Annotated in this window: 11 protein-coding genes; 4 read left to right on the top strand and 7 right to left on the bottom strand. The window is 59.0% G+C overall.

Translation table 11 applies throughout. The features are described 5' to 3' along the window. Both treC and treP read right to left on the bottom strand, forming a co-directional pair. Positions 1-1,647: an alpha,alpha-phosphotrehalase gene (gene treC / locus K1567_RS21590; protein ID WP_040269369.1), complete on the bottom strand. Its 1,647-nt coding sequence runs from the start codon at positions 1,645-1,647 to the stop codon at positions 1-3. A 133-nt stretch (positions 1,648-1,780) separates the two neighbouring features. Then, entirely contained in the window at positions 1,781-3,223 is a 1,443-nt protein-coding gene (treP, locus tag K1567_RS21585) for a PTS system trehalose-specific EIIBC component (RefSeq protein WP_034100377.1), read from the bottom strand. A 245-nt stretch (positions 3,224-3,468) separates the two neighbouring features. On the opposite strand from treP, the gene treR reads away from it, so the two are divergent. The 3 genes from treR to K1567_RS21570 all read left to right on the top strand — a co-directional run bounded on the left by treR (position 3,469) and on the right by K1567_RS21570 (position 7,707). Continuing rightward, entirely contained in the window at positions 3,469-4,173 is a 705-nt protein-coding gene (treR, locus tag K1567_RS21580) for a trehalose operon repressor (protein ID WP_047882465.1), read from the top strand. A 115-nt stretch (positions 4,174-4,288) separates the two neighbouring features. After that, complete coding sequence (locus K1567_RS21575; RefSeq protein ID WP_236238706.1) at positions 4,289-5,185, top strand: alpha/beta hydrolase; 897 nt, start codon at positions 4,289-4,291, stop codon at positions 5,183-5,185. A gap of 212 nt (positions 5,186-5,397) precedes the next feature. Continuing rightward, complete coding sequence (locus K1567_RS21570) at positions 5,398-7,707, top strand: autotransporter outer membrane beta-barrel domain-containing protein (RefSeq protein ID WP_047882464.1); 2,310 nt, start codon at positions 5,398-5,400, stop codon at positions 7,705-7,707. A gap of 116 nt (positions 7,708-7,823) precedes the next feature. Here K1567_RS21570 and K1567_RS21565 read toward each other — a convergent pair whose 3' ends face one another. Genes K1567_RS21565 through K1567_RS21555 form a run of 3 tightly spaced genes read right to left on the bottom strand, consistent with a single transcriptional unit; the run spans position 7,824 to position 9,564 of the window. Next, positions 7,824-8,663: an MBL fold metallo-hydrolase gene (locus K1567_RS21565; RefSeq protein WP_047882463.1), complete on the bottom strand. Its 840-nt coding sequence runs from the start codon at positions 8,661-8,663 to the stop codon at positions 7,824-7,826. 21 nt (positions 8,664-8,684) lie between these two features. Continuing rightward, a complete protein-coding gene (locus K1567_RS21560; protein ID WP_034100383.1) occupies positions 8,685-9,011 on the bottom strand; it encodes a hypothetical protein in 327 nt (108 codons plus the stop codon). After that, entirely contained in the window at positions 9,004-9,564 is a 561-nt protein-coding gene (locus tag K1567_RS21555) for a hypothetical protein (protein ID WP_047882462.1), read from the bottom strand. The genes K1567_RS21560 and K1567_RS21555 overlap by 8 nt, the downstream gene beginning before the upstream one ends. 158 nt (positions 9,565-9,722) lie before the next feature. Between K1567_RS21555 and K1567_RS21550 the strand changes: the two genes are divergently transcribed. Then, positions 9,723-10,649 (top strand): LysR substrate-binding domain-containing protein, encoded by a 927-nt coding sequence (locus tag K1567_RS21550; RefSeq protein ID WP_034139218.1) that lies wholly within the window; start codon positions 9,723-9,725, stop codon positions 10,647-10,649. A 190-nt stretch (positions 10,650-10,839) separates the two neighbouring features. Here the strand turns inward: K1567_RS21550 and guaA are convergent, their stop codons facing one another. Together guaA and guaB are read right to left on the bottom strand one after the other, a co-directional pair. Next, complete coding sequence (gene guaA, locus K1567_RS21545) at positions 10,840-12,417, bottom strand: glutamine-hydrolyzing GMP synthase (protein ID WP_034100389.1); 1,578 nt, start codon at positions 12,415-12,417, stop codon at positions 10,840-10,842. An 80-nt stretch (positions 12,418-12,497) separates the two neighbouring features. After that, positions 12,498-13,967, bottom strand: coding sequence for an IMP dehydrogenase (guaB, locus tag K1567_RS21540; protein ID WP_034115028.1), 1,470 nt, complete (start codon positions 13,965-13,967; stop codon positions 12,498-12,500). Positions 13,968-13,970: the final 3 nt, after the last annotated feature.

Below are 13,970 nucleotides of genomic sequence, written 5' to 3'. Positions count from 1 at the left end.
TCAGTCCTTCAAATGCAGCACAAAAGATTCGTACGGACGCAACACCACCGTGGTGGTGCGTTGCGGGCAGTCGGGGTAGTTGCTGATCAGCAGGCGTTGCTCGGTCGCCGCACCAATCACCTCGTCAGGCAGTTGGATCTCACAGGGCTGGCCGTAGAAGTTGTTCAGCACCAGCAGGCGCTCGCCGAGGCCTTCGCGCAGGTAGGCCCAGACCTGCAAATGGTCTTGCAGCAGTGGCCGGTAAACGCCCTCTTGGATCAGCGGTTCGTGACGACGCAAGGCGATCAGCGCGCGGTAGTGGTGCAGCACGGAGTCGGGATCGTCGAGTTGGTGTTCGACATTGATGTGCGCCGCACTGGCCGGGATGCCGATCCACGGCTCGCCGCTGCTGAAACCGGCATTTGGCTGCGCGTTCCATTGCATGGGCGTACGGCCGTTGTCGCGGGACTTCTGCATGATCGCGGCCATGCTCGCCGCTTCGGATTCGCCCGCATCGCGCTTGAGGCGGAAGATGTTCAGGGTCTCCACATCGCGGTACTGCTCGATCCTGTCGAAGCCCGGATTGGGCATGCCCAGTTCTTCGCCCTGGTACACAAACGGCGTGCCTTGGAGAAAGTGCAGCGCAGTGGCGAGCATCTTGGCCGAGACCACGCGGTACTCGCCGTCATCACCGAAGCGCGAGACCACTCGCGGCTGGTCGTGGTTACACCAGAACAGCGCGTTCCAGCCGCCGCCGGCCTGCATGCCCAGTTGCCAGTCGGAAAGGATCTGCTTGAGTTGCAGGAAATCGAAGTCGGCCTTCACCCACTTTTGCAGGTTCGGGTAATCCACTTTCAAGTGGTGAAAGTTGAAGGTCATCGACAGCTCTTTCGACTCGGGCCGAGAGTAGCGGATGCAATGTTCCAGGCTGGTGGACGACATTTCGCCGACATTGATCAAGTCATGCCCCTCGAAGACTTCGCGGTGCATTTCCTGCAGGTACGCGTGCACGTTCGGGCCATCGGTGTAGAAACGGCGGCCGTCGCTGCTGTCTTCAGGGAAATCGGCGGGTTTGGAGATCAGGTTGATCACATCCAGGCGGAAACCGCCCACGCCTTTGTCACGCCAGAAGCGCATGAGCTTGAACACTTCGGCGCGCACCTTGGGGTTGTCCCAATTGAGGTCCGCCTGGGTGTGATCGAACAGATGCAGGAAATACTGGCCGGTTTGCGCCTCGTACTCCCAGGCCGAACCACCAAACTTGGATTCCCAGTTGTTCGGCTGGTCGCGCCAGATATAGAAGTCGCGGTAGGGGTTGTCGAGGCTGCTGCGTGCCTGCTGGAACCATTCATGCTCGATGGAGGTGTGGTTAACCACAATGTCGAGCATCAACTTGATGCCGCGCTTGGCCGCTTCGGCGATCAGCAAGTCGCAGTCGGCCATGGTCCCGTAGCTGGGGTCGATGGCGTAGTAGTCGCTGATGTCGTAGCCGTTGTCCCGTTGCGGCGAACGCAGGAACGGCGTGATCCACAAACAATCCACGCCTAGCCATTGGAGGTAGTCGAGCTTGTCCACGATGCCCAGCAGATCACCGGTGGCGTTACCCGCGTGACTGTGGAAGCTTTTGGGGTAGATCTGGTAGATCACCGAGTGTTGCCAGTCTTGCATGGTGGGTTCCTTTAGTAGGGTTTTGTGCTGGCCTCTCGGGCCTCATCGGGAGCACGTCGAACCGTCGCGCCGCCCTCCCACAGGGTGTAAGCATTCCAACTGTGGGAAGGGGGCTTGCCCCGATAGCGATAGTTCAGGCGACGCGATAACCCGGCCGAACAATCTTCATGCTCAACGCACAGGTCAAAACAAACGGCACGACCATCGCGATGACCATCCCGATCACAAAAACCGCGATGGATTGCGGCACGATCGAAATAAACCCAGGCAAGCCTCCCACCCCGATGGCCGAGGCCTGCACCTTGTTCAGCGACAGGAAAATGCTGCCCAGGGCCGACCCCACCAACGCCGCATAAAACGGAAACTTGAAGCGCAGGTTCACCCCGAACATCGCTGGTTCCGTGATGCCGAAATACGCGGAAATCGCAGAGGTGGAGGCCATGCTTTTGTCCCGCGCATTGCGGGTGGTGTAGAACACGGCGAGTGCGGCACTGCCCTGGGCCAGGTTGGACATCACGATCATCGGCCAGATAAAGGTGCCGCCCTGGGTAGAGATCAGTTGCAGGTCCACGGCCAGGAACATGTGGTGCATGCCGGTGATCACCAGCGGCGCATACAGCAGGCCGAAAATCGCCCCACCGACCATCGGCGCCAGGTCGAACAGGGTGACCACGCCTTCGGTGATCAGGATGCCAAGGTGACGGGTCACCGGGCCGATGATCGCCAAGGCCAGCACACCGGTGACCACGATGGTGGTGATGGGCACTACCAGCAATTGAATCGAATTGGGCACCCGTGCCCGCAGCCACTTCTCGATCACGCTCATCACATAGGCGGCCATCAGGATCGGCAGGATCTGCCCCTGGTAGCCGACTTTTTCGATCCTGAACCAGCCGAAAATGTCGAAGTACGGCAGGCTCTGGCCATCCAGACCGGCGACGGCCTTGCCGTAGTTCCAGGCGTTGAGCAGGTCCGGATGCACCAGCATCAAGCCGAGTACGATGCCGAGGATTTCACTGCCGCCGAAACGCTTGGCCGCCGACCAACCCACCAGCGCCGGGAGGAACACGAACGAGGTATTGGCCATCAGGTTGATCAGGCTCCACAGGCCATCCAGGTTCGGATAGGCCTCCAGCAGCGTCTTGCCCTCGATGAACATGCCCTTGGCGCCCATCAGGTTGTTGATGCCCATAAGCAGGCCGGCAATGATCAGCGCGGGCAGGATCGGCATAAACACATCGGAGAACACGCGGACCAGGCGCTGCATGGGGTTGGTCTTGTCGCCGCCGGCTTTCTTGACGTCGGCGATGGTCGAGGCGGCAAGGCCGGTTTGCTCGCGCAGGGCGGCGTAGACCTTTTCCACTTCACCCGGACCGATCACCACTTGAAACAGGCCGCCGGTAAAGAACGAACCCTTGACCAGATCGACCTGGTTCAGCGCGCTGCCATTGACCCGGCTGGGGTCCTTGAGCGCCAGGCGCAGGCGGGTCACGCAGTGTGCGGCTTGCTCCAGGTTGTCGCTGCCTCCGAGGTGCTCGAGGATCTCGCGGGCGATATTCGAATAGTCGTGGCTCATGCTTGGTTTCCACTTTGGTTTTTTTATTTGGGGGCAGTCATTGGCAGCACGCCGAAAGCAAAAGTACTCGTACAGACGAGTTAAAGCAACAACTCGTCTGTACGAGTTTGAAATTGTTTTTTCCTGATTTTCTGTAGGAATCTGCTGAGCCCCATGGAAGCCGCAGCAACCAAGGGCTCAATGGACAAACCCTATCGGTAGCACTAAGGTTCGAGCCTGAATAAGCCGGGCACAGAGCCATCCCCATGAGCAAATACAACCAGATCTATAGCGATCTGCTTGCCAGCATCACCACTGAACGCCTGCAACGTGGTACGCGCCTCCCCTCCGAAACCGAATTGATGGAAAGCTACCAGGCCAGCCGAGGCACCGTGCGCCGCGCCATCGAACAATTGCAGGAGCGTGGGTTTGCGCAAAAGATCCACGGCAAGGGCACGTTTGTGTTGTCGCCCAACCCGATCGAGTTTCAGCTGGGCGGCATTGTCAGCTTCCACGAAACCCACGCCGACCTCGGCGATGACGTCCTGACCGAAGTGGTCGAATTCACCCAGATCCCGCTGGAGGGTTCGCTGCTGCAACACATCGAAGCCGAACCCGGCACGCTGATCACCCGCATCAAACGGGTACGACACATCGATGGCAAACGCGTGATCCTCGACATCAACCACTTCGTCGCCGACCTGATCCCAGGCTTGGACCGCACCATTGCCGAGCAGTCGATCTACGCGTTCATCGAACAGACGTTGCAGCTGCAAATCAGCTACGCCCAACGCACCATCAAAGCCCTGCCACGCAGCAAAGACGACCAGGCCCACCTGGACCTCGACGGCCAGAGCCATGTGATCGTGGTGAGCAACCAGACATTCTTCCAGGATGGACGGCAGTTCGAGTACACCGAGTCGCGGCATACGCTGGATAAGTTTTACTTTTCGGATATTGCGCGGCGGTGAGCCGAGTCAGGAAAAAGCAATGGCGTTAAGTCATCTGCTGCGAACTCCCCCTATGTTGAGTAGAGACTTTTCCTGCCGTCGGCCATTGGCCGGCGTCTGTAAAGCCTGGTTGGTGATGCTCAGCGCGCTTCTCATCGCCTGCCAGACGCCGCGTGAGGCGCTGCAACAACTAGCTCAAGAGCATGGCCGACACTGGGAGGTCTTGCCGGGACATGCGTTCCCCCTCTTCATCCTTGCACCGCGAACTGCCGAAAAAATGACTCGCCTGCGTGTCTATTTGGAAGGCGATGGGCATTCCTGGGCCACGGCCACACAACCCAGCCTGGACCCAAGCCCGCATAATCTCTTGGTGCCACGGTTGGCGGTCGACGATCCGACGCCGAACGTTTACTTGGCACGCCCCTGCCAGTTCGTGATGGCCGCAACCTGTCAAACCTCACTCTGGACCGATCGACGATTTTCTCAGGCAGTGGTCGACCGTCTCAGCCAGGCCATGGACCAACTGAAACAGCGATATGGCAATCGTGAGTTCGAACTGGTGGGGTATTCAGGAGGCGCCGCTCTGGCATTATTGCTGGCGGCGCAGCGCAATGATGTGACCCAAGTGCAAACCCTTGCCGGCAATCTCAGCCCACGTCTGTGGGCGGCGATGAAAGGGTTGTCCCCGCTCGACGGTTCACTGGAACCGCTGGACTACCGTGATCGACTCGTCTTAATACCCCAGCGTCATTTCATCGCAGAAGCTGACTCAATCATTCCGAGTCATTTAGCCGATCAGTACCAACAGGCACTTGGCTCGCCCCTCTCCCAATGCGTGCATGTACCAGGGGCAAGTCATGATGAGGGGTGGGAAGCGGCATGGAGCCGATGGGCTAAAACTCCGTTGGCGCATCAGCGTCTTGAGACTGAGAGTAGGCAGATCCCTTTGAAACAACCCACTACCTCCCCCATCAGGCTCCGCGCGGCCCGTGACAGCGCCAATGACCCTGAAGTTCCAGCTATTGCTGATTAATTCCGTAAAGTTTAAAAAAATAACTGAAACGTCGCATTTTTTAGCTTTTTTCCCGGCCTTAGTCATTTTCTTGATGAATTGTCCTACACGCATCGTGTAAATTCGGCCGCGCTTGAATCAGCACTCACTGACAAGCTGGCAGGGATGCCTAAAAGACGGACGCTGACGCGCGCGTTATTCCCTGTCAGTTTCCGCCCTGTAAGGATACTGCCTTGAACATTTCCCACCTGCGCCGCTCGTTGTTGGCGCTGTCCGTTGCGGCTGCCACTGCCACTGCCACGGTCCATGCCGCACCCGCACCCGACTTCAACTATGACCTGAGCAACGGGGCCTACAACAGCGACGGCGATGTTTTCAATAACGCCACCCTGGCCGGGACCTCGCAAAACGCAGGTGTCGGCCTGCTCAACGTGACCCTGGCGGGCAATCTGATCAATCAGGGCAACATCAACCTGACGACCACCAGCCCCAGCGACGTCCCGTCCGGCATCGCCGTACTTCTTAATTCCAACATCGCGGGCGACCTGGTCAATAACGGCGACATTACGGTGAGCGGCAACGGCGCGATGGGGCTGGACCTGTATCAGGCGAATATCGCGGGCAACGTAAACAACAACGGCAAGATCAGTGTGACTGGCCAAAACGCCAACGGCATGATGATCACCTCGACTCAGGCGCGCATCAATAACTCGGGCACGATCACCGCTCGCGGCCTCGATTCAGCGGGCATCGAGATCGAGAACGCGCGCTTCACCGGGCAGATGACAGGCGCGCCCTTCACAAGCGATATCAACAACAGCGGGACTATCTCCGGCGAAGGCATGGGTATCCACTTCGTCAACCTCGACACCTCCGGCGGCTTCGACACCCTCTCCATCAGGCAGACAGGTGGCCTGATCGAAGGCGGCATTGCGGCAATTCTGGTGAACGACAACGCCTCACCCTCGTATTTCTACTGGCAAGGTGGTCAGGTCAAGGGTGACCTGCTGGGCCTCAGTGGCGTGCTGGTGCAAGGCGAGGCGATGTTCGATGGCTCGACCATCCGCGCCGGTTTCGTTGATATCGACGGTGGCCGCCTGACGCTGCTTCGCCCGCAGACCACCATCGTCGGCGACCTCGACATGGACAGCGACACTGCGCGCCTGCGTCTGCTGCTTGATAACGACACGCTGCCCAACGCGCCGATCCTGAAAGTCACCGGCAATACCTTCTTCTCTGCAGGCAGCCAGATCGAATTGCAGGCCCGCTCCGATGACTTCCGCACCTCGGCCGCGGGCAACCGCTACACCCTTATCAATTCCGGTACGTGGGAAGACCCGGAGAACCTGTCCGTGGTTTCCTCCTCGGCCCTGCTTGAAGTGAAGAACTTCGGCATTGAAGGCCAGGACGTGAAAGCACTGGTTGCCACCCGCAATGATGAAGTCGTCACACAAGACCTGCTGGGTGCCCACGGCTCGCGTAATGCGGTGAATGCCATCAAGCCGTTCAAGAACACGGTGATGGGCCAACTGGACGAAAGCGACCCGGTATTCCAAAGCTTCGCCAACGCCGCCACCGCCGAAGAGCTGGCCAAACTGGCCGAAACCCTGACGCCGGATGTCAGCCGTGGGGCGATCAACGCTGCCACCAACAGCCAGAACTTGGTCGCAAGCGCCATCAACCGTCGTGCCAGCAAAGCGCGCAGCGGTTTGTCCTCCGGTGACGTGCTGGCAGAACAAGGCGTATGGCTGCAAGCGCTGTCCAGCGATGCCGACCAAGACAGTCGCCACGGTGTCGCAGGCTACGACGCCAACACCAACGGCATCGCCGTGGGCGCCGACGGCAAGGTCAACGCCGAGACCACCGTAGGCCTGGCTTACAGCTACCTGACCAGCGACGTCAAATCCGACCTGGGCAACAAAACCGATGTCAGCGGCCACGCATTGACCCTGTACGGCAACTGGGCCCGTGACAACTTCTTTGTCGACACCTCGCTGATGTATGGCTGGAACGACAACGAATCCAAACGCTACATCGCCGGCACCCGTGCCAAGGCCGACTACGACAGTGAGATCTTTGGCGTCAACGCACTGGCCGGCTACACGTTCCAGCTCAACAAGCAGTGGCTGCTGGAACCTCAGGTCGGTGCGCGCTATGCAAATGTGTCGATGGATTCGTACCACGAGAAAGGCAGCTCAGCCGCCCTCAACGTCGGCAGCCAGCGCTATGAAATCGGCGAAATGGGCCTGGGCGCTCGCCTGGCGGCCGCTTTTGACCTAGGTGCAGGCAGCCTGGAACCGGAAGCCAAGCTGATGGCCTGGCACGACTTCATCGGCGACAAGGCCGGCACCACCTCCACCTTCGTACTCGGCGGCACCCCATTCACCACCACCGGCGCCACACCAGCGCGCGACAGCTACGAGCTGGGCCTGGGTGCAAACTACCGAGTGGGCGCTTGGAGCGTGGGAGGGACATACAACTACCTGACCAGCAGTGGTTTCGACGCCGACACTTTCAGTGCGAACGTGCGTTACGACTTCTGATAAACCCCTTCGCTAGAAACAACAAAACCCGCCAATGCGGGTTTTGTTGTTTCAGGCTGGTGGTTTGCGGCGGGTGGGCGCCGTAGCCGACGCATCGTAGGCATCGCCAACAGCTGCTAAGTTTCGTAGGAAATTTTGTAGGTCTTGCCTAGCCGTTCGACACGTGCAAACCCGAGTTCGCCAAGGTGCATACCCGCGATAACAATCTTATCCGAGCTAACAACACTCAATAGTTTGGATCGTGTTTCGGCGCTAAGAAGCGGATCTTGGTCGAATGCAATGGACACATCGGGACGAGCAATCTGAATTTGGGGGAAATGAACGATATCCCCCCAAACCAGCAGACTACGATCATTGGAATCGAGACGATAACCGCAATGTCCTGCGGTATGCCCCAGAAGAGGCATCGCACTGATGCCAGGCAGAACTTCGTTATCAGTAAACGTGCGCGTCTTCTCCCGATACTGATCGAACACCTTGCGAGCAAACAGAAAGTTGCCACGAGCCCGCTCACTCGCTCGGCTGAGGTTGCCATCATCCTTCCAAAAAGAAACCTCGCGCTGGTGGACGACTAACTCTGCATCGGGAAAGGCTGCTTCCCCTGAAGAGTCAAGCAGGCCACCAACATGGTCGGGATGTGCATGGGTCAGAAGAATGGTGTCAATGTCAGCGGGTTGCACCCCAGCAAGCGCGAGATTCGCCTTTAACTTTCCGCCCCACTGCTTGAAACCACCAGCCCCCGCATCGATGAGGATCGTGCGGCCCCTTCCACGCACCAGGTAACAGTTGATGTGAATCGAGGATGGGTCGCTCACACCTGCGTCCTGCTGCAACTTGTAAGCCTGCGTAGAATTAATGTTGGAGAGAAGATCCAGACTTGCGCAAAGGTATCCATCACTGATGGCCGTAATCGAAAAGTCGCCGATCTGCTGGCCCGGAAATTTCATGTCGTTCATTGCGGCACTCCTTGCGAATCATCAGTTCCGCGCGTAGAGGGTATCGGCTGGATAGCCGAAGCAACGGATGTGTGCCGTGAGCCCGGCATGGCGTTTTATTGCCTCATCCAGTCGCGCCATGAAATCGTCCATGACCGATGGCGTTCTGAACGGTTCGAGGCGGTACTTGATTTGCGCGTAAGCAGGATGCCCACGCCCCTGGCGAGCAGCGACATAGATGACATGCACGTTGTCCAGCGCAGCCTGGAGGACGTCCGTGCAAAGCCGGGTGCATCGTTCGGTGAGTTCCGCCAGATTCGCTTCGGGCGGCATCTTTTGCGCCTGGATAAAGATCGTCAGGTTAGGCATATCGATTCTGCCCCTGCGTCTGGGGCGCTGCTCCATTACCACTGGTCAATTGCGCAGCCATCGGGGCATAGAGGTGTACGTTCTTTGGAAGGGTATTTGCACCAAGACTAATGGCGCTATCCAGCTTCGCCAGCCACCTGTTTTCAGGACATTTCTCCAGTGCGACCGCCCACATCTGCTCAGGCGTAAGCCCCATCTCGATGAGCGGCTCGGGACCGACTGCGCTCACGATCAGATACTCGCCTTCACCGATGGCAGGCGCGCGCTCAGGGCCGCCGTAAAGATTGCGGTGCCAATCGGTAATGTACTGCTGCCAGCGTGCGAAGTTGCCCCCGCCCTTCTGGCGATACTCATCACTTTCAAGCACAGCCAGACCGTCGATCGAGTGCATGGCCAGGTACACAGGGCAACCAGCGCTAATCGCTTTGAAGCGTTGCGAAGTATGGAACCCACTCACGGAAATAAGCGCGGGTAGCTTTTCCAGGCTATAGAAATCATTCCACTGTGCTTCGCTGACTGGGTCGGCAAAGCTGCACTCGACGGTATAGATCATGGATAGCTTGCTACCGGCCTTTTCGTAGGTCCGGCCCTCCGTGTTGATGTCTAGTCATGCTATGACCTTGATCACGGCGTATAAAACGATTATTCGGTATGCTTCAGTGACGAAAGATCAAGCTAAGCTGGATCGCCATCATCAGAACGGGAACGCTCATGCGAAGGAAGATCCCCAGCAGCACGGCACTGACAGCATTTGAAGCCGCCGCCCGCCACGGCAGTTTCGCGCGCGCGGCAGAGGAACTGTCTTTGACTGAAGGAGCTATCAGTCGCCAGATCGGCCGGTTGGAAGCCTTCCTCGGGGTCACGCTGTTTGAGCGGATCGGCAATCGTGTCCGACTCCTTCCTAACGGAGAGCGTTACGCGGCGCAGGTTCGCGAATCACTTGACCGCTTGGATCGGGACAGTCAGTACTTAATGGGGCAGCCGAACGATGGCGCAAGCCTGGACATTGCCACTATCCCAACGTTCGCGATGCGATGGCTCATCCCTCGCTTGGGACGCTTCCAGCAGAAGCATCCGAACATTACTGTGCATTTGGCCGAGCGCATGGAGCCCTTCGTCCTGGCCGGCAGCGGATTCGATGCTGCCATCCATTTCGAACACCCGGCGTGGACGGGCATGCAAACTCACCAACTTTTGCATGAAGTGCTGGTTCCGGTTTGCCATCCTGGACTTCTGACAGGACGCAATCGAACAACCGCATTGGACGAATTACCGCGCCTTCACCGACGACAGAACCCTGACGCTTGGCAACACTACTCCCAAGAGGTGGGAAGCCCGCTGACCAATCCTGCAATTGGCGCACGCTTTGATCTCCATGGAATGTTGATAGAAGCCGCATTGGCCGGCCTCGGCGTTGCGCTAGTACCGCGCCTGTACGTTGAGACCGAACTGGCGTCAGGAAGCCTGATCGCCCCGTGGCCGGACGGAAAAACCATCTCTAAAACCTTCTGCCTCATCCTCCCTGAGCCCATCGAATTGGGTAGAGAGCCAATACAAGCTTTTGCTCAATGGCTGCTCGACGAAGCAAAGAAGGGAACAGAACTTGCCCGCGGCGATCATCTTCTTCGCCTCCCCTAGACGCTCACACGCTTGAGCCAGGGTGATTCCGCCTAAGCCGTAACGACCGGAGCTGACGTCACACAGACACGCTGCCTGGCGATGCACAAAGCTGCCAGAATTTGCCAACCCCAAAAAGCCAAAAGCCCGCAGTTACGCGGGCTCCAGGGCATTTTTTGCTAGTGGGTGCCGGACAATGCCGGACGTCCAATCATTCCCACTCAATGGTCGCTGGCGGCTTGCTCGACACGTCATACGTCACGCGCGAGATACCTTCGATCTCATTGATGATACGGCCGCTGACGGTTTCCAGCAGTTCGTACGGCAGGTGTGCCCAGCGGGCGGTCATGAAGTCGATGGTTTCCACTGCGCGCAGGGCCACGACCCAGGCGTAACGACGGCCATCGCCGACCACGCCAACCGACTTGACCGGCTGGAACACCACGAACGCCTGGCTGACTTTGTGGTACCAGTCGGCCTTGCGCAGTTCTTCGATGAAGATATGGTCGGCGCGACGCAGCAGGTCGGCGTATTCCTTCTTCACTTCACCAAGGATACGCACGCCCAGGCCCGGGCCTGGGAAGGGGTGACGGTAGACCATGTCGTACGGCAGGCCCAGTTCCAGGCCCAGGCGACGGACTTCGTCCTTGAACAGTTCGCGCAGCGGTTCGACCAGCTTGAGGTTCATTTCCTCAGGCAGGCCACCCACGTTGTGGTGGGACTTGATCACGTGGGCCTTGCCGCTCTTGGCGCCGGCCGACTCGATCACGTCGGGGTAGATGGTGCCCTGGGCGAGGTACTTGATGTTGTCCAGTTTGCTGGACTGGGCATCGAACACGTCGATGAAGGTGCGACCGATGATCTTGCGCTTCTTCTCCGGGTCGGACTCGCCGGCCAGGTTATTCAGGAATTGCTCTTCGGCGTTGGCGCGGATCACTTTGACGCCCATGTTCTCGGCGAACATGGCCATCACTTGCTCGCCTTCGTGCAGGCGCAGCAGGCCGTTGTCGACGAACACGCAAGTCAGTTGGTCGCCGATGGCCTTGTGCAGCAGCGCAGCAACCACGGAGGAGTCAACGCCGCCCGACAGACCGAGCAGCACGTTGTCGGTACCGACCTGGGCGCGTACTTGGGCGATGGCGTCTTCAGCGATTTTCGACGGGGTCCACAGGGCTTCACACTCGCAGATATCGAGGATGAAGCGCGACAGAATGCGCCCGCCTTGCTTGGTGTGGGTCACTTCCGGGTGGAACTGCACGCCGTAGTAGCGACGCTCGTCGCTGAACATGCCGGCGATCGGGCAGCTCGGGGTGCTGGCCAGGATGTGGAAGTCTTCCGGCATCTTGGTGACCTTGTCACCATGGCTCATCCATACGTCGAGGCCGAACAGGCCGTCGGCGTCGACGTGATCTTCGATGCCGTCCAGCAGGCGGCTCTTGCCGACCACGTCCACACGGGCGTAACCGAACTCACGCAACTCAGAACCTTCGACCTTGCCGCCCAGTTGCTCGGCCATGGTCTGCATGCCGTAGCAAATACCGAAGACCGGCACGCCCAGGTCGAACACGGCTTGTGGGCAGCGCGGGCTGTTGGCTTCGTGCACGGACTCGGGGCCGCCGGCGAGGATGACACCTTTAGGGGCGAATTCGCGGATCGCTTCGTCGTCCATGTCGAACGGATGCAGTTCGCAATACACGCCGATTTCACGCACGCGGCGGGCGATCAGTTGGGTGTACTGGGAACCGAAGTCGAGGATCAGGATGCGGTGGGCGTGAATGTCGAGGGCCATGAAGTCAGTCTCGTCTAATGAATCAGAAACAACTCGGGGCTGAAGAACAGCCCCGGTTACTTAACATTTTGCTGGAAGCTTCAACCTACGCGGTAGTTTGGCGCTTCCTTGGTGATCTGCACGTCGTGGACATGGGATTCAGCCATGCCGGCGCCGGTGATCCGTACGAACTCTGGCTTGGTGCGCATTTCGTCGATGTTGGCGCTGCCGGTGTAGCCCATGGAGGAACGCAGGCCACCCATCAGTTGATGGATGATGGCGCTCAGGGTGCCCTTGTACGGCACACGGCCTTCGATACCTTCCGGAACGAGCTTCTCAGCGCCAGCCGAGGAGTCCTGGAAGTAACGGTCGGAAGAACCTTGCGCCTGGGACATGGCGCCCAACGAACCCATGCCGCGGTAAGCCTTGTACGAACGGCCCTGGAACAGTTCGATTTCGCCCGGCGCCTCTTCGGTACCGGCGAACATCGAGCCCATCATCACGCAGGAGGCACCGGCGACGATGGCCTTGGACAGGTCACCGGAGAAACGGATGCCGCCGTCGGCGATCAACGGTACGCCAGTGCCTTCAAGGGCAGCGGCGACGTTGGCGATGGCGCTGATTTGCGGCACGCCCACACCAGCGACGATCCGGGTGGTGCAGATCGAGCCAGGGCCGATACCGACCTTGACCGCATCCGCGCCCGCTTCGGCCAGAGCCTTGGCGGCAGCGCCGGTGGCGATGTTGCCGCCGATCACTTGCACTTCAGGGAAATTCTGTTTGACCCAACGTACGCGGTCGATCACGCCTTTGGAGTGACCGTGGGCGGTGTCGACCACCACCACGTCCACACCGGCAGCGACCAGGGCCGCAACGCGGTCACCCGTGTCTTTACCGGTGCCGACGGCGGCGCCGACGCGCAGACGACCTTGGTCATCCTTGCTCGCCAGCGGGTAAGCCTTGGCTTTTTCGATGTCGTTGACGGTCATCATGCCCTTGAGGGCGAATTTGTCGTCGACGATCAGCACGCGCTCGATGCGGTGCTTGTGCAGCAATTCGCGCACGTCGTTCTTGTCGGCGCCTTCCTTGACCGTGACCAGACGCTCTTTAGGCGTCATCACTTCGCGGACGGTGACTTCAAGACGGTTCTCGAAACGCACGTCACGGGAGGTAACGATGCCGACCAGGTCGCCATCGTGCAGTACCGGAACGCCGGAGATGTTGTGCAGGCGGGTCAGGTCGAACAGGTCACGCACGGTAGCGTCGGCTTCGATGGTGATCGGATCCTTCACCACACCGGCTTCGTAACGCTTGACCTTGCGCACTTCGGCAGCTTGCTGCTCGATGGTCATGTTCTTGTGGATGATGCCGATGCCGCCTTCCTGAGCCATGGCAATGGCCAGACGGGCTTCGGTGACGGTGTCCATGGCAGCGGAGACCAGGGGAATATTCAGCTCGATGCCACGGGTTAGGCGGGTCTTGAGACTGACTTCGTTAGGAAGCACCTCGGAATAACCAGGCACTAGGAGAATGTCGTCGAATGTCAGAGCTTCTTGGCTGATACGCAGCATCGC

This window comes from Pseudomonas sp. S5F11 (assembly GCF_019641515.1).
Taxonomy (GTDB): domain Bacteria; phylum Pseudomonadota; class Gammaproteobacteria; order Pseudomonadales; family Pseudomonadaceae; genus Aquipseudomonas; species Aquipseudomonas rhodesiae.
This window is presented reverse-complemented; position numbering and strand designations above follow the sequence as displayed.

Excerpts from the sequence above, each read along its gene's own strand:
- K1567_RS21555 (WP_047882462.1), bottom strand. The coding sequence starts at position 9,564 with ATGATCTATACCGTCGAGTGCAGCTTTGCCGACCCAGTCAGCGAAGCA.
- treC (WP_040269369.1), bottom strand. The coding sequence starts at position 1,647 with ATGCAAGACTGGCAACACTCGGTGATCTACCAGATCTACCCCAAAAGC.
- K1567_RS21565 (WP_047882463.1), bottom strand. The coding sequence starts at position 8,663 with ATGAACGACATGAAATTTCCGGGCCAGCAGATCGGCGACTTTTCGATT.
- guaA (WP_034100389.1), bottom strand. The coding sequence starts at position 12,417 with ATGGCCCTCGACATTCACGCCCACCGCATCCTGATCCTCGACTTCGGT.
- K1567_RS21575 (WP_236238706.1), top strand. The coding sequence starts at position 4,289 with ATGCTCAGCGCGCTTCTCATCGCCTGCCAGACGCCGCGTGAGGCGCTG.
- treP (WP_034100377.1), bottom strand. The coding sequence starts at position 3,223 with ATGAGCCACGACTATTCGAATATCGCCCGCGAGATCCTCGAGCACCTC.
- K1567_RS21550 (WP_034139218.1), top strand. The coding sequence starts at position 9,723 with ATGCGAAGGAAGATCCCCAGCAGCACGGCACTGACAGCATTTGAAGCC.
- K1567_RS21560 (WP_034100383.1), bottom strand. The coding sequence starts at position 9,011 with ATGCCTAACCTGACGATCTTTATCCAGGCGCAAAAGATGCCGCCCGAA.
- guaB (WP_034115028.1), bottom strand. The coding sequence starts at position 13,967 with ATGCTGCGTATCAGCCAAGAAGCTCTGACATTCGACGACATTCTCCTA.
- treR (WP_047882465.1), top strand. The coding sequence starts at position 3,469 with ATGAGCAAATACAACCAGATCTATAGCGATCTGCTTGCCAGCATCACC.